17 protein-coding genes are annotated in these 19,140 nt (G+C 62.8%); 9 read left to right on the top strand and 8 right to left on the bottom strand.

All coding sequences use genetic code 11. The features are described from left to right. Positions 1-116: 116 nt before the first annotated feature. The 4 genes from NKI96_RS11980 to NKI96_RS11965 all read left to right on the top strand — a co-directional run bounded on the left by NKI96_RS11980 (position 117) and on the right by NKI96_RS11965 (position 7,442). Positions 117-2,129 (top strand): acetyl-CoA carboxylase biotin carboxylase subunit, encoded by a 2,013-nt coding sequence (locus tag NKI96_RS11980; RefSeq protein ID WP_023735315.1) that lies wholly within the window; start codon positions 117-119, stop codon positions 2,127-2,129. Between the two features lie 260 nt (positions 2,130-2,389). Next, entirely contained in the window at positions 2,390-5,917 is a 3,528-nt protein-coding gene (dnaE, locus tag NKI96_RS11975) for a DNA polymerase III subunit alpha (protein ID WP_352804544.1), read from the top strand. 169 nt (positions 5,918-6,086) lie between these two features. Then, positions 6,087-6,485 (top strand): nuclear transport factor 2 family protein, encoded by a 399-nt coding sequence (locus tag NKI96_RS11970; protein WP_023667583.1) that lies wholly within the window; start codon positions 6,087-6,089, stop codon positions 6,483-6,485. A gap of 153 nt (positions 6,486-6,638) precedes the next feature. Next, complete coding sequence (locus NKI96_RS11965) at positions 6,639-7,442, top strand: potassium channel family protein (RefSeq protein WP_023695434.1); 804 nt, start codon at positions 6,639-6,641, stop codon at positions 7,440-7,442. Positions 7,443-7,454: 12 nt separating this feature from the next. Here the strand turns inward: NKI96_RS11965 and NKI96_RS11960 are convergent, their stop codons facing one another. Further along, complete coding sequence (locus tag NKI96_RS11960; protein ID WP_023704543.1) at positions 7,455-8,336, bottom strand: DMT family transporter; 882 nt, start codon at positions 8,334-8,336, stop codon at positions 7,455-7,457. Positions 8,337-8,517: 181 nt separating this feature from the next. Here NKI96_RS11960 and NKI96_RS11955 point away from each other — a divergent pair, with 181 nt between their 5' ends. Beyond that, positions 8,518-9,024, top strand: a complete 507-nt coding sequence (locus NKI96_RS11955; RefSeq protein ID WP_352804541.1) for a hypothetical protein — start codon at positions 8,518-8,520, stop codon at positions 9,022-9,024. 6 nt (positions 9,025-9,030) lie between these two features. On the opposite strand, the gene NKI96_RS11950 is transcribed toward NKI96_RS11955, so the two are convergent. Further along, complete coding sequence (locus tag NKI96_RS11950) at positions 9,031-10,359, bottom strand: DNA polymerase IV (protein WP_352804538.1); 1,329 nt, start codon at positions 10,357-10,359, stop codon at positions 9,031-9,033. A gap of 67 nt (positions 10,360-10,426) precedes the next feature. Between NKI96_RS11950 and NKI96_RS11945 the strand changes: the two genes are divergently transcribed. Both NKI96_RS11945 and NKI96_RS11940 read left to right on the top strand, forming a co-directional pair. After that, positions 10,427-11,002, top strand: a complete 576-nt coding sequence (locus tag NKI96_RS11945; protein ID WP_023681576.1) for a GNAT family N-acetyltransferase — start codon at positions 10,427-10,429, stop codon at positions 11,000-11,002. Positions 11,003-11,101: 99 nt separating this feature from the next. Further along, complete coding sequence (locus tag NKI96_RS11940; RefSeq protein WP_023805307.1) at positions 11,102-12,589, top strand: hypothetical protein; 1,488 nt, start codon at positions 11,102-11,104, stop codon at positions 12,587-12,589. Positions 12,590-12,613: 24 nt separating this feature from the next. Here NKI96_RS11940 and NKI96_RS11935 read toward each other — a convergent pair whose 3' ends face one another. Further along, positions 12,614-13,267, bottom strand: coding sequence for a hypothetical protein (locus NKI96_RS11935; RefSeq protein WP_352804534.1), 654 nt, complete (start codon positions 13,265-13,267; stop codon positions 12,614-12,616). Further along, positions 13,264-13,563: a DUF3572 domain-containing protein gene (locus NKI96_RS11930; RefSeq protein ID WP_023688310.1), complete on the bottom strand. Its 300-nt coding sequence runs from the start codon at positions 13,561-13,563 to the stop codon at positions 13,264-13,266. The genes NKI96_RS11935 and NKI96_RS11930 overlap by 4 nt, the downstream gene beginning before the upstream one ends. Positions 13,564-13,802: 239 nt before the next feature. Between NKI96_RS11930 and NKI96_RS11925 the strand changes: the two genes are divergently transcribed. Both NKI96_RS11925 and NKI96_RS11920 read left to right on the top strand, forming a co-directional pair. Then, a complete protein-coding gene (locus NKI96_RS11925; protein ID WP_023667574.1) occupies positions 13,803-14,174 on the top strand; it encodes a response regulator in 372 nt (123 codons plus the stop codon). 24 nt (positions 14,175-14,198) lie between these two features. Next, positions 14,199-15,572, top strand: a complete 1,374-nt coding sequence (locus NKI96_RS11920) for a PleD family two-component system response regulator (RefSeq protein WP_352804531.1) — start codon at positions 14,199-14,201, stop codon at positions 15,570-15,572. Between the two features lie 409 nt (positions 15,573-15,981). Here the strand turns inward: NKI96_RS11920 and rpmG are convergent, their stop codons facing one another. The 4 genes from rpmG to NKI96_RS11900 form a co-directional block, all read right to left on the bottom strand. Further along, positions 15,982-16,149: a 50S ribosomal protein L33 gene (gene rpmG / locus NKI96_RS11915; protein ID WP_006201775.1), complete on the bottom strand. Its 168-nt coding sequence runs from the start codon at positions 16,147-16,149 to the stop codon at positions 15,982-15,984. Between the two features lie 422 nt (positions 16,150-16,571). Further along, a complete protein-coding gene (locus NKI96_RS11910) occupies positions 16,572-17,027 on the bottom strand; it encodes a YqfO family protein (protein ID WP_023741456.1) in 456 nt (151 codons plus the stop codon). A 116-nt stretch (positions 17,028-17,143) separates the two neighbouring features. After that, on the bottom strand, positions 17,144-18,319 hold the full coding sequence (locus NKI96_RS11905) for an MFS transporter (protein WP_023681570.1): 1,176 nt from the start codon (positions 18,317-18,319) through the stop codon (positions 17,144-17,146). Positions 18,320-18,398: 79 nt separating this feature from the next. Further along, positions 18,399-19,139, bottom strand: a complete 741-nt coding sequence (locus tag NKI96_RS11900; RefSeq protein ID WP_023741455.1) for an NUDIX hydrolase — start codon at positions 19,137-19,139, stop codon at positions 18,399-18,401. Between the last annotated feature and the right edge of the window lies 1 nt (position 19,140).

Below are 19,140 nucleotides of genomic sequence, written 5' to 3'. Positions count from 1 at the left end.
GCCCCTCGGCACGGCCCTGGCGGGCAGGGAGTGTCTTGATGGGTGCGCTGCCGGCGGTGCTTGAGCCCGGCTGCCGAAGCCCATAAGAAGGACGAAAGACCGAGGAAACGCCTTCGATGTTCACGAAAATCCTGATCGCCAATCGCGGCGAGATTGCTTGCCGCGTCATCAAGACGGCGCGCAGGATGGGGATTGCCACCGTAGCGGTCTATTCCGACGCCGATCGCGACGCCGTGCACGTCGAAATGGCCGACGAAGCCGTGCATATCGGCCCATCGCCTGCCGCGCAAAGCTATCTTCTGCCTGAAAAGATCATCGCCGCCTGCAAGGAGACGGGCGCGCAGGCCGTGCATCCCGGCTACGGATTTCTGTCGGAGCGGGCCGCCTTCTGCGAAGCGCTTGAGGCTGAGGGCATTGTCTTCATCGGTCCGAAACCCAAGGCTATCAAGGCGATGGGCGACAAGATCGAATCGAAGAAGTTCGCCAAGGCCGCTGAGGTGTCGACGGTTCCCGGCTGGCTTGGTGTCATCGAAAATGCCGACCATGCCGAAAAGATCGCCGGCGAGATCGGCTATCCCGTGATGATCAAGGCCTCGGCCGGCGGCGGCGGTAAAGGCATGCGCATTGCCTGGAGCCAGTCGGAAGTGCGCGACGGCTTCGACCGGGCGCGCTCGGAGGCGAAAAGCTCGTTCGGCGACGACCGCGTCTTCATCGAAAAGTTCGTCGTCGATCCGCGTCATATCGAAATCCAGGTGCTGGCCGACGCGCATGGCACCGCCCTCTATCTCGGCGAGCGCGAATGCTCGATCCAGCGCCGGAACCAGAAGGTTGCGGAAGAGGCGCCGTCGCCATTCCTCGATGCCAGGACGCGCAAGGCCATGGGCGAGCAGGCCGTGGCGCTGGCCAAGGCGGTCGACTACCAGAGCGCCGGCACCGTCGAGTTCATCGTCGATGCTGAAAAGAACTTCTATTTCCTTGAAATGAATACACGATTGCAGGTCGAGCATCCGGTGACGGAGCTTGTTACCGGCATCGACCTGGTCGAGCAGATGATCCGTGTCGCCGCCGGCGAGAAGCTGGCGATCGAGCAGAGCGACGTCAAGCTGAACGGCTGGGCGGTGGAAAGCCGGCTCTATGCCGAGGATCCCTATCGCAATTTCCTGCCCTCGATCGGCCGGTTGACGCGCTACCGGCCGCCGGAGGAGGGCAAGTTCGGCGATGTCTTCATCCGCAACGACACCGGCGTCACCGAAGGCTCCGAGATTTCGATGTTCTATGATCCGATGGTGGCAAAACTCTGCACCTGGGCGCCCACGCGTATCGAGGCCATCGATGCCATGTCGGAAGCGCTGGACAGTTTCGTCGTCGACGGCATCGAGCACAACATCCCGTTCCTGGCGGCGCTGATGCAGCATCCGCGCTGGCGCGAGGGGCGGATATCGACGGGCTTCATCGCCGAGGAATATCCTGACGGCTTCGCGCCGATCGTGCCCAATGGCGATGAAAAGGCAGTGCTGGCGGCGATCGCCACCGCGGTCGAGCTTCTGCGCCGCGATCGGCTTGACCGGCTGGACGGGCGGCTGGCGCCGCATTCGGGCGCACTCAAGCGCGATTGGGTGGTGAAGCTCGGCGACGACTATCTCCAGGCTTCGATCATCGAGGGCATGATCTCCATTCCGATGGAAATCGATCTGTCGGTCGATGGCGGCAAAGCGCTGACCGTGGCGTCCGACTGGCGGCCGGGCGACCTCATCTGGCGCGGCACTGTCGGTGCCCGCAAGGTCACTGCGCAGATCAGGCCGGCGCCGAACGGCCTGCGCATTGCCTGGAAAGGCATGTCGGTGACGGCGCGCGCCATGCTGCCGCGCACGGCGGAGCTGGAAAGGCTGATGCCGGAGAAGGTGGCGCCGGACACGTCCAAGATGCTGCTTTGCCCGATGCCGGGCCTGGTCGTGTCGATCGCGGTTGCCGAGGGGCAGGAGGTCAAGGCCGGCGAGACGCTGGCCGTGGTCGAGGCGATGAAGATGGAAAACGTGCTGCGCGCCGACCGCGATCTTGTCGTGTCGAAGCTCAACGCCAAGCCGGGTGACAGCCTGGCTGTCGATGCGGTGATCATGGAGTTCGCCTAGAGATTGTTTGGAAATTCTACTCCGGCGGCCATCTGAAGGTGGTTTCTGCGCTTCCCGTGCTCACGGACCAATGGCCGCTGCGCTCCGATTCTCGAAACCACCATCATATGACTCGCCAGAGCGAATTTCGAACAATCTCTGAGCCGTGCGGCTGGGTACGGAAGCCTGTGGTCGGTGGTCATTTGTGCTGGACTGGCATCGCCCGGTCCGGGACAATACATCTCCATCGACTCAAAGCCCTTCGAGCAATTTGAAACATCATGGCGGATGACAAACTTCCACGCGATCCCCTGAGGCGCGAAGCAGCGCTCGCCGCTGCGCGCCCGGAGGCGCCGGCGCGGCCGTTCATCCATCTGCGCGTGCATTCGGCGTATTCGCTGCTCGAGGGCGCCTTGCAGGTCGCCGCCGTTGTCGGTCATGCAGTCAAGGACGAGTGCCCGGCAATCGCAGTCACCGACACAAACAATCTGTTCGGCGCGCTGGAATTTGCCCAGAAGGCGGTGAAGGAAGGCATCCAGCCGATTATCGGTTGCCAGATCGATCTCGCCTTTTCCGGCGAGACCAGCGACGCGCAGCGCGACCGCCGCCGCCATGGTCCGGAGATGCACGCCGTGGTGCTGCTCGCCGCCACCGAGGCCGGCTACAGCAACCTCGTCAGGCTGGTCAGCCAGGTCTATCTGGAGACGCCGCCGGGCGAGCCCGTGCATCTGACGTCAGCAATGCTGGAAGGCCATAGCGATGGCCTGATCTGCCTCAGCGGCGGGCCGCGCGGCCCGATCGGCCGGGCGCTGAAGGAGGATCGCCGAGATCTTGCCGAGACGCGGCTTCTGGCACTCAAGGCGCTGTTCGGCGACCGGCTCTATGTCGAGCTGGACCGTGTTTCCGGTTATGACCGCGCTATCGAGAAATCATCGGTCGACCTTGCCTATATCCATGATCTGCCGCTGGTCGCCACGAATGAGGCGTTCTTCGCCGCCCGCGACGACTATGACGCGCATGATGCTCTGATCGCCATTGCCGAGGGTTCGGTGGTTGCCGCCGACAACCGTCGCCGGCTGACTTCGGACAATTTCCTGCGCAGCCAGGCGGATATGGCGCGGCTGTTCGCCGACCTGCCGGAAGCGATCGACAACACCGTCGAGATCGCGCTGCGCTGTTCCTATTATCCCAAGACCCGCAATCCGATCCTGCCACGCTTTACCGGCGGCGATGTCGCCGACAATGAGGTGGCGCTGAAAGCGGAGGCCGATGAGCTACGCCGGCAGGCGCATGAGGGGCTGGAGGCGCGGCTGGCTGCGCATGGGCCCACTTCCGGCTACACGGTCGAACAATACCGCGAGCGGCTCGATTTCGAACTCTCCATCATCGAGAAGATGAAGTTTCCCGGCTATTTCCTGATCGTCGCCGACTTCATCAAATGGGCCAAGGCGCAAGGCATTCCGGTCGGGCCGGGCCGTGGTTCGGGCGCCGGATCGCTGGTCGCTTATTCCACGACCATCACCGACATCGATCCGCTGCGCTTCTCGCTGCTGTTCGAGCGCTTCCTCAACCCCGACCGCGTGTCGATGCCCGACTTCGACATCGACTTCTGCCAGGACCGGCGCGAAGAGGTCATCCGCTACGTCCAGCAGAAATATGGCCGCGACCAGGTTGGGCAGATCATCACCTTCGGTACGCTGCAGGCGCGCGCGGTGCTGCGCGACGTCGGCCGCGTGCTGCAAATGCCTTACGGCCAAGTCGACAAGCTCTCCAAGATGGTGCCGCAGAACCCGGCCAATCCGGTCAAGCTGGCGGATGCCATCGCCAACGAGCCGCGCTTTGCCGAGGAGGCCGAGAAGGAGCCGATCGTGCAGACGCTGCTCGATATGGCGCAAAAGCTGGAAGGGCTCTACCGCCACTCTTCGACGCACGCCGCCGGCATCGTGATCGGCGACCGGCCCTTGTCGGAACTGGTGCCGATGTACCGCGATCCGCGCTCCGACATGCCGGTCACCCAGTTCAACATGAAATATGTCGAGCAGGCCGGGCTGGTAAAATTCGACTTCCTCGGCCTGAAGACGCTGACGGTGCTGGAGACGGCGGTGAAGCTGATCCGCCGGCGCGGCATCGAGATCGACCTGGCGACGATCCCGCTCGACGATCCTGAAACCTACGCCATGCTGTCGCGCGGCGAAGTGGTCGGTGTGTTCCAGGTGGAAAGTGCCGGCATGCGCAAGGCGCTGATCGGCATGCGGCCCGACTGCATCGAGGACATCATCGCGCTGGTGGCGCTCTACCGTCCCGGCCCGATGGAGAACATCCCGACCTACAACGCCAGAAAGCATGGCGAAGAGGAGATGGCATCGATCCATCCCAAGATCGACCATCTGGTGAAGGAGACGCAAGGCGTCATCGTCTACCAGGAACAGGTGATGCAGATCGCGCAGGAACTGTCGGGCTATTCGCTCGGCGAAGCCGATCTGCTGCGTCGCGCGATGGGCAAGAAGATCCGCGCCGAAATGGACAAGCAGCGCGAGCGCTTCGTCACCGGTGCGGTCGAACGCGGCGTCGGCAAGCCGCAGGCCGACTTCATCTTCGACCTTCTGGCCAAGTTCGCCGACTACGGCTTCAACAAATCGCACGCGGCCGCCTACGCCGTCGTGTCCTACCAGACCGCCTATCTCAAGGCGCATTACCCCGTCGAGTTCCTGGCGGCGTCGATGACGCTCGACATGGGCAATACCGACAAACTCGCCGATTTCCGCCAGGATGCGCTGCGTCTCGGCATCGAGGTGGTGGCGCCGTCAGTGATGACCAGCTTCCGCAATTTCGAGGTCGGCGAGAACCGCATTTACTATTCGCTGGCGGCCCTCAAGGGCGTCGGCGACGCTGCGGTCGAGCACATCGTCGCCATGCGCGGCGAAAAGCCGTTCAAGAATCTCGCCGATTTCTGTGAAAAGGTCGATCCCAAGATCGTCGGCAAGCGCGTCTTCGAAAGCTTGATCATGGCCGGCGCGCTCGACTGCTTCGGCCACGACCGCGCCCAGATGATGGCCGGCGTCGAACGGATGATGGGGCTGGCTTCGCTGGCGCAGCAGAATGCCATTTCGGGCCAGCACGACATTTTCGGCGCGTCGCTCGGCGCGCAGCAGCAGGCGCTCAATTTACCGCAGACCGATCCGTGGCTTGCCGCCGACCGGCTGCACCGTGAATTCCAGGTCGTCGGCTTCTATCTTTCGGCGCATCCGCTCGACGAGTACAAGGCGGCCCTGCAGAAGATGCGCGTGCAAAACTGGGGCGAGTTCTCGGCTGCGGTCAAACGCGGTGCCGCCGCGGGCCGGCTCGCCGGCACCGTCACCACCAAGCAGGAGCGCAAGACCCGAACCGGCAACAAGATGGGCGTCATCGCCTTTTCCGACACATCTGGCCAATATGAAGCCGTGCTGTTTTCGGAAGGGTTGGCGCAGTATCGCGATCTGCTCGAGCCCGGACGTTCGGTGGTGATCACCGTTTCGGCCGAGGATAGGCCCGAAGGGGTCAATCTGCGCATCCAGACGGTGCAGTCGCTGGAGGATGAGGCCAGCCGTATCCAGAAGGCGCTGCGCATCTTCGTGCGCGATGCGGCTCCGATCGGCATGCTGGCCGGCCAACTGGCGGTAAAGGGCGAGGGCCAGGTCAGCTTCGTGCTGATCAAGGAAGCCGGGCAAGGTGAGATCGAGATCGAATTGCCCAATCGCTACCGCATCTCGCCGCAGATCGCGTCGGCCATGCGCGCGGTGCCGGGTGTGGTCGAAGTCGAGCTCGTCTAGGCTGCGCTGATATACACGGCAATCGCATCGACGTCGGCCAGTGCATCACGGCCTAAAGATGCTCTGGGCCTGACATTGCAGCCGATAGGGCCAGCGTGCGGGGCGTGGTTGACCTGACCTTCCTTTGAACCACATGCGTTGAGCAGAAACTTCACAGGAACGCACAATCATGCCCAGCCGCGAACGCGTCGAAGCCTTCCTCAAGGAGGTGGTCGAAGGCAGCCACGTCAAAGCGATCGCCGACTTCTACCATGACGATGCCACCATGCAGGAAAATCTCGGCGTCCCGCGGCGCGGCAAGGAAACACTGATGGCGCATGAGCAGGCAGCACTCGACCGGATCGAGAAGATGCACACCCATCCTGTCCAGACATTCCTGGTCGATGGCGACAATGTCGCCATCCGCTGGACCTTCGACCGTGTCGACAAGGCCGGCACCGTGCGCCGGCTGGAAGAGGTGGCCCTGCAGCGCTGGCGTGGTGACCGGATTGCGGAGGAGCGGTTCGTCTACGACACCGCCTCGGCCTGGCGCCTCGTCGGGCCGGACGGCAAGGTGGTGGAGGGCTGACGGTCACCGGGGCCACTAGATCATGATGAGATTTGGTTGAAATCTCATCATGATCTAACCCTTTGTTGGAGCATGATCTTTTCCAAAAACCGGCACCCACTTTTTGGGATCATGCTCTAGACGGCCCCGGCTGGGACAGTTACGCACTTGGTGATGAAAGCAGCCGAGAAGGACGGATTGCAGCAAAGCTCAGCGATGGCGCGGCTGCGTGACCGGCTGCGCAAGCTCTATCACGGACGCACGCCGGCGGCGTTCCGGTTTCAGCTGGTGGCGGTCATCATCGACCTCGCCATCATCGCCTTCTTCGTTGCCACGCCGGTGCTCCAGGACAAGCCGTCATTCCTGTGGCTCGACTATACCGTCGCCGCATTGGTCGCCGCCGACCTGATTGCCCGGCTGTTAGCCTCCAACGACATGCTGCGGCTGATGAAACAGCCGACATCCTGGGTCGATGTCTTCATCCTTCTGACGCTGCTGATGCCGACGGCGCTGGCAAATCTGGCGTTCCTGCGCATCCTGCGGCTGTGGTCGCTGTCGCGCAGCGGCTCGCTGTGGCGGCATTTCGAGATGCGCGGGCTAAGGCCATGGCGCGAGGCGAGCCAGGCGGTCATCAACCTTTTGACGTTTCTCTTCGTCATCACCGGTTTCGTCTACACCTTCTTCTTCCGCTCCGGCGCCGGCCTCGAAAACTATGTCGATGCGCTTTATTTCACCGTTGCCACGGTGACGACGACCGGTTTCGGCGACATCGTGCTGCCGGGAATTGCCGGCAAGCTGACCGCAATCGTCACCATGATCATCGGCATCTCGCTGTTCGTCAGGCTGGCGACAGCGATCTTCCGACCGGCCAAGGTGCTCTTTCCCTGTCCACAATGCGGCCTGCAGCGGCACGAACCGGACGCCGTGCATTGCAAGGCCTGCGGGCATCTCCTCAACATCCCCGACGAAGGAAGCTGATTGGCGGCGGTGCTATGACGTAGCCACTTCCGCTGGTTGCGGCGCCTTGCGCTGCAGGTTGAGCAGGTTGCCCAGCAGGATCAGCAGGGCGCCGCCGGCGGTGAAGGCGTCGATCTGCTCGCTATAGAGCAGCCAGCCGATCAGCGCCGATAAAGGCACGCGCAAGAAGTCCATCGGCGAGATGACGGTCGCGTCGGCATAGGCGAGTGCGCGGGCCATGCAGAAATGCGAAGACATGCCGGTGAAGGCGATCAGGACGATCCACGGCCAGAGTTCCAGTGGCGGGTTGCGCCATTCGTAGAGCGCCGGGATCAAGCCGACTACCGACTGGATGATCAGCATCCAGAAGATGATGCGCACGACGCTGTCGGTGCGTGTCAGCGACTTGACCATGACCACCGAAATGCCGAAGCAGACAGCGGCGCCGAGCACGATCAGGTGCCCCGGATCGACGGCGCCAACGCCGGGCCGCACGATGATCACCACGCCGATCAGCCCCAGCGCGATCGCCGCCAGCTTGGGTCGGGAGAGCCTTTCGCCGAGGAAGGCCACCGCCAGCAGGGCCGTCCAGATCGGCGTCGTGAATTCGATCGAAATCAGCACGGCCAGCGGGATCAGTGTCAATGCGTAAAGCCATGCCGCCTGGCCGGTATAGTGGATGACATTGCGGGCGAGATGGGCGACGGGGCGCTGCGTGCGCATCGCCGCAAAGCCGCCGCTCACAATCACCAGCGGCAGCAGGATGAAAAAGCCGATCACCGAGCGCAGTTCCAGCACCTGGAACACGTTGAGCTCCGCGGTGGTTGCGCGGCCGGCGACCGACATCGCCAGGAACGAGGCGATCGACAGCGCCATCCAGAACGCGGCTTTGGGGATCGATGGGGAAGGTGCCATAGGCGCTATGTCGCAAGCCGGGGCTTCCATCGCAACCGCTAGGCGACGCATTCGACTGGGCCAGACCCGTTGCAAAACAGCCATGCTGGAAGTGGAACCTGACGCGACGGCAGGCGTTGCTTCCCGGTAGGCCAATTCCTGGACGCATTGTTCGTTCAACATCAACGGGGGAGAGATTCCGATGAAATCATTCGCGCGGTTTCTGCTAGCCGGCTGCCTGCTAACTGCGAGCGGCGCGGCCCGTGCCGACGAGGCGGATTTTCTCAGCTCGCTACAAGGCAGTTTCTCCGGCAAAGGGACAGTCCAGGTCACCACCGACGCGCCGACGGTGAACGTCTCCTGTACTTTCAATTCCGACGCGACGTCGACATCATTGTCGCTTGACGGCAACTGCCGCGGTCTGATCGTAGTGACGCGCGCGATCAGCGCGGATCTGAAAGCCAGCGGGGCGAAATACACCGGCGTCTATGTCGGATCGCGCACCGGGCCCGCGCAGCTCGCCGGCAGCCGTTCCGGGACCGCGATCAGTCTCGGCATTCGCTGGGCGGCGGAGGTCAATGGCGATCGCAAGGCGCGGTTGACGGTCGAGAAAACCAGCGGCGACGGAATGCGGTTGACCGTTACCGACGTCGATCCGAAAACCGGCAACAACGTGGTGACGAGCCGCATCGATCTCAAGCGTATCTAAGCCGTCTCACTCCTCGATCGGCTCCGGCGGGTTGGCGTTGCGGCCTTTACCGAAGGTGTAGCCGGTTTCCACCGCCTTCTTGCCGAACTTGTCGCGCAGCGTATCGATGGCGCTTTCGGCCATGGCGCGCTTGCGCGAGCCGACGTCGACGAGATCGGGCGGATCGGCCTTCTCGTCATCCGAGAGATCGCTGACACCGATGCCGAGCAGTCGGTACTTTGTCCCGTCCGCCTCCTTGCGCAACAGGTCGAGCCCGGTCTGGAAAATACGGTCGGCCAGCCTTGTCGGGTCGCCGAGCTGGCGGTTGCGGGTGCGCAGCTTGAAATCCTGCGTCTTCAGCTTCAGCACCACGGTGCGCCCGGCAATGCCTGACTTCTTCAGCCGCGCCGAGACCTTTTCCGACAATCCCCTCAGCACTGGAACCAGTTCGCCCATTTCAGCTATGTCGGTGTCGAAAGTGGTTTCGGCCGACACACTTTTCGCATCCTGGTCGGGATCGACACGGCGGTCGTCCTGGCCGCGCGAGAGATGGTAGAGCCGGGTGCCCATCACGCCATAGCGGCGCATAAGATCGGCGCGCTCCATGCCATGCAACTGGGCGATGCTGCGGATGCCGTCGCGTTCGAGCGTTGCGGCAAAAGCCTTGCCGACGCCCCAGATCAACGTCACCGGCTGTTCGGCCAGGAAACCCAGCGCCTCGGCTTCGCCGATCACCGAAAAGCCGCGCGGCTTGCGGAAATCGGAGGCAACCTTGGCCAGGAACTTGCAGTAGGAAAGGCCGGCCGAAACGGTGATGCCGATTTCCTTTTCGACGGTCAGCGCAAAGCGTGCCAGCACCACTGCCGGCGGCATGCCGTGCAGGCGCTCGGTGCCGGCGAGGTCGAGAAACGCCTCGTCGATGGAGAGTGGCTCGACCAGCGGCGTCAGCGCCTGCATCAGCGCGCGGACCTCGCGGCCGACGCGGACGTATTTCTCCATATTGGGCGGGATGACAACCGCTTCCGGACAGGCTTCGAGCGCCTTGAACATCGGCATTGCCGAGCGCACCCCCTTGATGCGGGCGATGTAGCAGGCGGTGGAGACGACGCCGCGCTTGCCGCCGCCGATGATCAGCGGCTTGTCCTTCAGCGCCGGATTGTCGCGCTTTTCGATCGCCGCATAGAAGGCGTCGCAATCGATATGCGCCAGATGCAGCTGGTAGAGCTCGGGATGGCGGGTGAGTCGAGGGCTGCCGCAACGCTCACAGCGCCTGGTATCGCTGCGCTGAAAGGTCAGGCAGTCGCGGCAAAAACCGTGCTCGGGATTGTTGACAGGGGCCGCCATCGCTGCGAACATAAAGAGAACAGATGCGATGGTACGTCAGGACGGAAGCCGCCACAAGCGGTTAGCCGGGAGATAACTCATGAGCACGACCATAGCGCCGCTGGCGCCCGACCTGTGGGCGGATTTCGAGGATCTTTTCGGCAAGCAGGGCGCCTGTTACGGGTGCTGGTGCACGCATTTCCGGATGGCGCCGGCGGTCCGGCGGGCCAGCGACAAACAGCGCAACAAGGATCATATCAAGGCGCGTATCGAGGCCGGGCCGCCGCCGGGGCTTTTGGCCTTCGAGGACGGCCAGGCGGTCGGCTGGATGCAGATCGGTCCACGCGCCGACGTGCCCGAATGGAACAATCGGGGCCGGGGCTCGGCGCCGGTCGATCCAACCGACGCCGTAGATCCCGGCGTCTGGGCCATCTCCTGCTTCTTCATCCGCGCCAGCGCGCGCGGCCGAGGCGTCAGCCACCGCCTGGTCGAGGGCGGCATCGCTTTTGCCCGCCAGAACAAGGCGCGGCTGGTCGAGGCGTGTCCGATCGACGTGTCGCGCGATTCGCGTTCGATCGGGCTGTTCGTCGGCTCGTCGCGTGTGTTTGAAAAGGCCGGCTTCGAGCGGCTTGTCGAACGCAAGGCCGGACGGCCGCTGATGCGGCTGGTGTTGTAGTCAATTACCCGTCGGCGTTTGTTGATGTCCTGTGGAAGCTGTAGGTTGGTTTCATAGCAGACGAACGAAGCGTTCCTTTTTGGTCAAATGGAGAATTTTGTGAACCGTGTCCTGCCGCTTGCTTTCCTTCTCGCCCTCAGCGCTCCTGCCTTTGGCCAGGCTGTCGATGCCCAAGGTGCCAAGCAACTTTCCGATGAGCTCTCTCGCTATGTCGGCAAACAGGCGCTCAATGAAGGCATTTTGAAGATCTCAGCCGAGGAGGGTGCCTACAAGATCACCTTCGATGTGAAGGCGCTTGTGGCGAAGATGCCGAAGCAGGATCTGAAGCGGTTCGATTTCCCGCCCGTCACGCTGCGGGTCAAACCGCGCAGCGACGGAGGCTGGGATGTCGCCTCGGATTTCTCTACGACTGGGTCCATCGAGGTAAATGGCCCAAATGGCCTGAACACCGGGCAAATCGTTGTCAAGGATGGCAAGTTCACGGGCGTCTATGACCCGGAACTGGCGGCATTTACCAGCGGCACCAGTTCGATTGCGGGCATGACGATGACGTCGCGCCAAGTCAGTCAATTGACCGATTTGAGCGTGGGGCTGGGCTCTTCCAAATTTGACGCCAGGAAGTCGGCCAACGGCGGCGTCGATCTTAATTTCACACAGGCGATGGCGGACTTCGTCGAAACGGTCAAAATCGATGACCGGTCAATCGCAGCGCTCCGGGCACCGGAGCTCGCTGTGAACGTGACCGCTAAGGCCATTCAGACCAAGCCGCTTCTGGATCTTTTGGCGTTCGCCGTCGCCCATGAGGACGAGGCCCGGCTGAAGGCCGATCAAGCAGAGTTCAAAACGCTTCTGCTCGGTGCGCTGCCGCTATGGGAACGGATCGATGGGACCTACGCATTCAAAAACCTTGCCATTGAAACATATGCCGGCAATTTCGGCGCGGCGCAGCTGAACACCGTTGTCGGCATGGACGGCATCAGCAAGGACGGCAAGATCAGCTACGCATTCAAGGTTTCCGGCCTGACAATACCGCAGCAGATGCTGCCCAGTTGGACCGTTGCGTTGCTGCCGACGGATCTCGACCTGAATTTCGGCGGCGCCAACATCGATCTCGACAGTATGGCCAGGAAAACCATCGACACCCTCGATTTCAGCAAGGATCCACCGCTGCCGCCAGATTTCGGCGACGAGATTTCCGCCAATTTCCTGGCCAAGATACCAAAATTCGTTCTCGGGCACAGCACGGTGAAGAACGGCGACATCGAGGTCGCCATGGAGGGCGAAATGACGTTCCCCGGCAAGAAGCCGGATGCGAGCGTGACCGTCAACGTAACCGGCTACGACAAGATCGTTGAAACCTTGCAGGCGGCGGCTAAATCTGACCCGGAGGCCTCGCAGGCTTTCACAGGGGCGCTTGCGATTAAGGGATTCGCCAAGACGCTGCCGGACGGCCGTATCGAATGGGTGATCAACGCCAGGCATGATGGGTCGGTGACGGTCAACGGCGCGATGCTGAAGGGGCCTGATCCGGTCGTGGAAGACAACGCCGATCCGGATGCGATCCCTGGGACAGCAACGAAGCCTTGAGCACTGACCTCGGGGGCGGCTAACTCAGAGTCCCAGCGCGCTAGCAATCTTTGGCGTGGCCTCGTGCCAGTCCTCGACGGAGATGATGTCGTCCGGCACCGGCGGCAGGAAGGCGCGCAGCGAATTGTCGGCCATCAGGTGGAAGAGATGGGCGTCGGCAACCGAGTTGCGTGCCGAGATGAGGTTGGCGGGCTGGTCGTCGACAAAGGCTACCGGCCGGCCGTTCTTGCCGCGCAGTTTCGCCACCGCCGGTCCCTTGGCCATTTCGGTGGTCAACAGCGGATAGGGCAGACCGAGCGCATCGAGATGGGCGCGGCGGGCGGCGCGATGCCGGTGCGGCATGGCGGTCAAAAGGACGATCTCGGCGCGGTCGCCAAGGCTGGCAAGCGCTTGTTCGGCACCATCGGTGACGCTCTGCCAGTCGGCCTGCGTATCGAAGAAATCTCCGAGAAGTGCCGTCACCTCCGGCTGTTCGATCAGCCGGCCGCTCGCCGTTTCGGCAATGTTGCCGGTGAGACGGAAGGAGGCCAGGGTCAGGCCGAAGCCGCGCGATTTCAGGAAATGCGGAAACGGCCGGATGAATTCGAGCACGACATCGTCGACATCGAGGATCAGCAGAGGCCGGTCGTCGGCTGCAAGTTCGGCGATCTGGCGTGCCGTCTCGGGATCGTCGCTCATATCGAATGCTCATGGTCGTCGCCGCCAAGAGGCAGCGCGCGCAACGCCTTGCCGACTGAGGCCGGCGGAGTGTCGGTTTCCTCGGCAAAGCGCAGCAAGGTCGGCTCGTGGGCGAGGATGAACTGCAGCACGCCGGCAAGGAATCCCGGTTCGGCCGCGGCGCGGCGGATGGCGGACGCCTCGATGCCGGTGATGGCCAGGAAGCGCGGCAGGAGTTCGGGGTCGGCGGCGACGAAGCCCAGTGCCTTCACGGCAATGGTTTCCGCTTCCTCGCGCATTGACGCTGCGTTTGCCATCACTACTTTCTCGTTGCGGAAATGAGTCTCTTTTCCGCAGTAATCGCAAGCGTCGCCTGCGGCAAGCCACAGCCCCGATCCAATGTGGTTTTCGAGGTGGAATCCGAATGGCTTTTGCCGCTTCGGGTTTGCATTTCGTCAATCATATTGCCTTAAGAGTGAGCGAGGGTTTGGTGTGCTTCGACAAAGGCGCATAGCGGCAGGGCTTCGGGCAGAAGCCTGGCCGGGACGGGAAATCGATGCCTAAGAAGGTCATGATCGTCGAGGACAACGAGCTCAATATGAAGCTCTTTCGCGACCTCATCGAAGCCAGCGGTTATGAAACGGTGCGCACGCGCAACGGGCTCGAGGCGCTCGATCTGGCGCGCCAGCACAGGCCCGACCTGATCCTGATGGACATCCAGCTGCCCGAAGTGTCGGGGCTGGAAGTGACGAAATGGCTGAAGGAGGACGACGACCTCCATTCCATTCCGGTCATCGCCGTCACCGCCTTCGCCATGAAGGGCGACGAGGAACGCATTCGCCAGGGCGGTTGCGAGGCCTACATCTCCAAGCCGATCTCGGTGCCGCGTTTCATCGAGACCATCAAATCCTATCTCGGTGATGCCTGATGCCTTCAGCCGGAGCCTTGTGACATGACCGCGCGGATCCTCGTCGTCGACGACATCCCTGCCAATGTCAAACTTCTCGAGGTTCGGCTGCTGGCCGAATATTTCGAGGTGTTGACGGCCTCCAACGGGCCGGACGCGATCGAGGCCTGCGAAAACGGCAAGGTCGATGTCGTGCTGCTCGACGTGATGATGCCCGGCATGGACGGGTTCGAGGTCTGCAAGCGGCTGAAAAGCGATCCGGCGACCGCGCATATACCGGTGGTCATGGTGACCGCGCTGGGCCATGTTGCCGACCGGGTGCGCGGCCTCGAGGCAGGCGCCGACGACTTTCTCACCAAGCCGGTCAACGATCTGCAACTGATGACGCGGGTGAAGAGCCTGGTCAGGCTGAAGTCGCTGACCGACGAGCTGCGGCTGCGCGCATCGACCACCCGCAACATCGGCATCGAGGCGCTGTTGAGCCGCAGCTTCGCGTCGGAGGACGCCACGCCGAAGGTGCTGTTGATCGACGAGCGCAAATCGTCGGTTGAGCGCATCCAGAACATGCTGCGCGGCAGCGCCGAGCTCGACATTGCCACCGATCCGCATGCCGGCTTCTTCCAGGCCGCCGAGGCGCCCTATGAGTGCGTGCTGATCTCGACCGGTTTTACCGATTTCGATCCGCTGCGGTTGTGTTCGCAATTGCGTTCGCTCGACCGCACCCGCTTCCTGCCGATCATCCTGATTGCCGACGAAGGCGAGGAGGGCCGCATCATCAGAGGCCTCGAACTCGGCATCAACGACTATCTGATGCGGCCGATCGACCAGCAGGAGCTGACGGCGCGGCTGCGCACGCAGGTGCGCCGCAAGCGCTACAATGACCAGCTGCGCGCCAGCGTCACCCAGACCATAGAGATGGCGGTGACCGACGCATTGACCGGGCTGCACAACCGCCGCTACCTCGACAGCCATTTGCAGACGCTGTTCGACCGCGCCGTGGCGCGGCGGCGGCCTCTGTCGGTGATGATCACCGATCTCGACCGCTTCAAGACCGTCAATGACTCGCATGGCCATGATGGCGGCGACGATGTGCTGCGCGAGTTCGCAAGGCGGCTGCGCAAGAACGTCAGGGGCATCGACCTTGCCTGCCGCTTCGGCGGCGAGGAATTCGTCGTTGTGATGCCGGACACGGACGGCACGGTGGCGGAGAAGGTTGCCGAGCGCATTCGCGCCGAAATCGCCCAGCTGCCGTTTGCCATCGGTCCTGACGGCAAGGCGATCGAAGTCACGGTCAGCGTCGGCGTGTCATCGGTTCTGAAGGGCGCGGACACGGTCGCGGCGTTGATGAAACGTGCCGACGTGGCGCTCTACGAAGCCAAAAGTGGCGGCCGCAACCGGGTCGTCGCCAAGGCAGCGTAGGCTAGACCACCGATTATCCAGGCAATCGGACAGGGTTAGGAATTTACCTTAATCCAAGCGATTCGGCAGGCTTGGTTAAGAAACTATTGATTTTCAAACATTGTTGCGCAAATGTGCGGTGCAAGAACAAGGGCGATGCGGGCACGAGGGTAGACAGCCGCATCGCTTCGCCGAATACCCCATGATGCTCAGGTCCGCCGCATCTCCTGGGTCCGTGGGGTCGGCCGGCCGGCGCTGGCACATAGTGGCCTCCTCGTACCGCTGCCATACGCCGACCGGCCCCCTTTTTTGCCAAAAAATGAGATGAGCACTTCGCGCCAAACAGCGGAGGGTTCTGGCTTTTCGGGGCCTTGAATCAAAAACGCCGCCCGAAGGGGCGGCGCTTTTGACAGAGCGTATGAAAACCAGATTACTTGATCTTGGTTTCCTTGAACTCGACATGCTTCTTGGCGACCGGGTCGTATTTGCGGAACGACAGCTTGTCGGTCTTGGTACGGCTGTTCTTGCTGGTCACGTAGAAGAAACCGGTGTCGGCGGTCGACAGAAGCTTGATCTTGATGTTTGCGGCTTTGGCCATTGTATCAGTCCGTTATGTTCGTGGGGTTTTGGCCGCTGGAGCGGGGGAAAACACCCGGACGCGGGAAACTTGGCGCGACACATAAAGAACGTGCCCGGAAAGTCAAGCCCGGCGCGGCCGCCGTGTCGTAAGCACATGAGTTGTCCGGATTAGGTAGCACATGAGTTGTCCGGTTTTATCATCGGCCCGATGGAGGCTGAGGATGAGACGGACAGCATGGCTATAGGCCGGCGAATGCCGCGACGCTGCGAAGCGGCGCTGGTTCGGCAGGGTGGATTGGTCACCCGCGCCCAACTCTTCGCAGGCTCAGGGCATTCGAATCTCGAAAAACCACGCAATTGGCTTTTCGTCCGCTACGGACCGCTTCTCACCTCACAACGGAGAAGGTAAGGCCGGTGCTTCCCCTCAGCGGGGCCGGATTTCTAGGCTTCTTCCTTAACTGGAAGCGCTTTCTTCCAGTCCCCGGTGGTGTTCCACCAGCGATTCGGATTGGCGCGGTCGTCCAGGCCCTTGGAGCGGCTGGCGAGGATCGGCTGGATGCGGATCACCGGCTCCTGGTAGGAATGCGCCTGGAAAATCGCCTCGACGACGCAGGCGGCGAGCACCTGGTCGTCGGGCAACTCGAACGAGACCTCGACGGTGCCGGGGCGGCGGCGCAGTTCGGTTTCGACGCCGGCGGCTGCACCTTCCAGCGGTCGGTAGCGTTCGATGCCGTGCGCCGTTTGATAGGCGTTGCGGTCGTATTTGCCCATTGCCAGCGGCGCGATCGCGACCACGGCGTCCATGATGCGGTCGACATCGGCTGCCGGGGCCTGGAAGCTGACAAGCAGCAGAAGCGTCATGCGCAGAGATGTGGTTTCAAAGCCGCTGTCGATCATCGCCGTATCCTCAAACTCGGGTTTTTTGGGACACCCTTTTAGCTGAGGTCTCCTGACACGGTTCTGTCAGCAGCGGCGACATCCCGTCAGGATTCCGCAGGCTGGCGACGGACAGGCTACCAGATCTTGCGGACCAGCCTGGCGCTGACCAAGGCGATATAGGCGGCAAAGAACAGGCCGAGCGACCAGCCGAAGCCGGAGGGCCCGAAGGCATCCATGCCGATGCCGATCGCCTGCGGGCCAAGCACCATGCCGACGCCGTAGCAGAGCACGAAGGCGGCATTGGCCGAGGCCAGTTCATGGCCGGAGAGCTGCGAGCCCAGATGGGCAAGGCCGATCGTGTACATGGCGGCCACCACGCCGCCCCAGACGAACAGAAGCGCCGCCATCAGGTGCCAATTGCCGGCGAAGAACGGCATGAAGATGGTGCCGGCAAGTCCGACCGTGGCACAGGCCAAAAGCAGATAGCGGCGGTCTGAGACGCGGTCGCTGATCATGCCGATAGGGATCTGCAACAGCACGTTGCCGAGGCCGATCATGGTGAGCAGGAGGGCTGCATCCGCCTCGGAATAGCCGATGCGGTTGCCATAGACGGGGAACAGCGCAAAGCCGCCGGTCTCGACGGCGCCGAACACCAGCACGGCGGCGGTCGCTGTCGGCACCAGCCAGATGTAGCGCAGGAAGTTGCTGGTTTCGCCGTCAACCACGATTGTGGGACTTTCATTCCGTGCGGCCAGCACCGGGATTGCGGCCAGCGCGACCAGGACGATGATGACGCCAAACGGCAAGAAGCCGGTGCTGCCGATATGGGCGAAGATCCATGGCCCGGCGGCGAAGCCGAGCGACAGCACTGTGGCGTAGATGCCGAGCACCAGGCCGCGCCGGCGCGGCGGCGCCGAGGTGCTGATCCAGAATTCCGACAGGATGAACAGCACCGTCAGCGCGATGTGCAGCACGACGCGTAGTGGGAACCACATCCAGAAGTCCGGCGCGAAGTGGAAGCCGACAAAGGCGAGCGCGCCGGCGGCGATCATGGCGATCATCGTCCAGGCGACGCCGAAGCGCATCGCCAGCGGCGTGGCCAGCGGGGCGCCGGCGATCGAGGCGAGGCCGGCGACCGCGGTGTTGAGGCCGATCATCGATGCCGAGTGGCCGCGGCTCTCGAGAATAACGCTGAGCAGCGGCATGCCGAGGCCTATGGCGATGCCCACGACGCTGATCGACGAGATCGCGGCGATCATAGGTAGCCAATGTACGCGCTCGTCGCCCTCTTGCTGGGTATCGACCGTCATGTGATGCCTGAATACTCTGTTTGTTTGATATTGCGTAATTCCGGACGGAAAACCGCGTCACACTTTTCCTGGAATTGCTCTAAAGAATTTCGCGAACGAAGCGGTTGCGGAAAAGCCGGTAGAACGGCACGGACCCACCGGGTCGCAGGCGCGGATCGTCGGCAAGCCGCGTCTCCAGCTCCTGCAAGATCGTTCGGGTGATGTCGGGGATATCGGCCTCTCTGGCCTTGGCAAGCGGCAGCCAGACCAGTTCTTCCAGCTCATTGGTCGGGCCGCCACCCGGCAGTTCCACGGCGACATCGCTGCGCCAGGCGCTGAAGAAGCGGGTGTCGAAACGACGCACGCGATTGGGCGGGGTGATGGCGCGGGCGATGAAGCGCAGCGGCGCCAGCGAAGGCTGGACGCCGTGCTCGACAAAGCCCTGCCAGTCGCGTTTGTCGGTTGCGAACGAGCCTTTGCTGCCGATGAGCAGGCCGGCTTCCTCATAAGTCTCGCGGATGGCCGAGAGCGCGATGGCACGGGCCCGCGACGGGCTGATGCGGCCGACGCCGGCAGTCAGCCTGGCTTCTTCCTCCGGGAGCAATGGGGTGGCAACGGCAATGCGGCTGTCGGCCGAATCGGTGCGGCCGCCGGGAAAGACGAACTTGCCGGGCATGAAGGCGTGGCCTGCATGGCGCCGGCCCATCAGCACCAGAATCTCGTCGCCCTCGCGGTCGAGCAGGATCAGGGTGGCGGCATCGCGCGGGCGTATGGGCAGGCCGCTGTGGGCGGCTGCGCCACGGTCCATCCTGCTGACTTCCGCCTTGGTCATACCTTCCATG

The organism is Mesorhizobium sp. M0292 (assembly GCF_040321695.1).
Lineage (GTDB): Bacteria > Pseudomonadota > Alphaproteobacteria > Rhizobiales > Rhizobiaceae > Mesorhizobium.
The sequence above is the reverse complement of the archived record's forward strand: the minus strand, read 5'-3'. Positions and strand labels throughout refer to the sequence as shown.

Excerpts from the sequence above, each read along its gene's own strand:
- NKI96_RS11980 (WP_023735315.1), top strand. The coding sequence starts at position 117 with ATGTTCACGAAAATCCTGATCGCCAATCGCGGCGAGATTGCTTGCCGC.
- dnaE (WP_352804544.1), top strand. The coding sequence starts at position 2,390 with ATGGCGGATGACAAACTTCCACGCGATCCCCTGAGGCGCGAAGCAGCG.
- NKI96_RS11970 (WP_023667583.1), top strand. The coding sequence starts at position 6,087 with ATGCCCAGCCGCGAACGCGTCGAAGCCTTCCTCAAGGAGGTGGTCGAA.
- NKI96_RS11965 (WP_023695434.1), top strand. The coding sequence starts at position 6,639 with ATGAAAGCAGCCGAGAAGGACGGATTGCAGCAAAGCTCAGCGATGGCG.
- NKI96_RS11960 (WP_023704543.1), bottom strand. The coding sequence starts at position 8,336 with ATGGCACCTTCCCCATCGATCCCCAAAGCCGCGTTCTGGATGGCGCTG.
- NKI96_RS11955 (WP_352804541.1), top strand. The coding sequence starts at position 8,518 with ATGAAATCATTCGCGCGGTTTCTGCTAGCCGGCTGCCTGCTAACTGCG.
- NKI96_RS11950 (WP_352804538.1), bottom strand. The coding sequence starts at position 10,359 with ATGTTCGCAGCGATGGCGGCCCCTGTCAACAATCCCGAGCACGGTTTT.
- NKI96_RS11945 (WP_023681576.1), top strand. The coding sequence starts at position 10,427 with ATGAGCACGACCATAGCGCCGCTGGCGCCCGACCTGTGGGCGGATTTC.
- NKI96_RS11935 (WP_352804534.1), bottom strand. The coding sequence starts at position 13,267 with ATGAGCGACGATCCCGAGACGGCACGCCAGATCGCCGAACTTGCAGCC.
- NKI96_RS11930 (WP_023688310.1), bottom strand. The coding sequence starts at position 13,563 with ATGGCAAACGCAGCGTCAATGCGCGAGGAAGCGGAAACCATTGCCGTG.
- NKI96_RS11925 (WP_023667574.1), top strand. The coding sequence starts at position 13,803 with ATGCCTAAGAAGGTCATGATCGTCGAGGACAACGAGCTCAATATGAAG.
- NKI96_RS11920 (WP_352804531.1), top strand. The coding sequence starts at position 14,199 with ATGACCGCGCGGATCCTCGTCGTCGACGACATCCCTGCCAATGTCAAA.
- rpmG (WP_006201775.1), bottom strand. The coding sequence starts at position 16,149 with ATGGCCAAAGCCGCAAACATCAAGATCAAGCTTCTGTCGACCGCCGAC.
- NKI96_RS11910 (WP_023741456.1), bottom strand. The coding sequence starts at position 17,027 with ATGATCGACAGCGGCTTTGAAACCACATCTCTGCGCATGACGCTTCTG.
- NKI96_RS11905 (WP_023681570.1), bottom strand. The coding sequence starts at position 18,319 with ATGACGGTCGATACCCAGCAAGAGGGCGACGAGCGCGTACATTGGCTA.
- NKI96_RS11900 (WP_023741455.1), bottom strand. The coding sequence starts at position 19,139 with ATGGAAGGTATGACCAAGGCGGAAGTCAGCAGGATGGACCGTGGCGCA.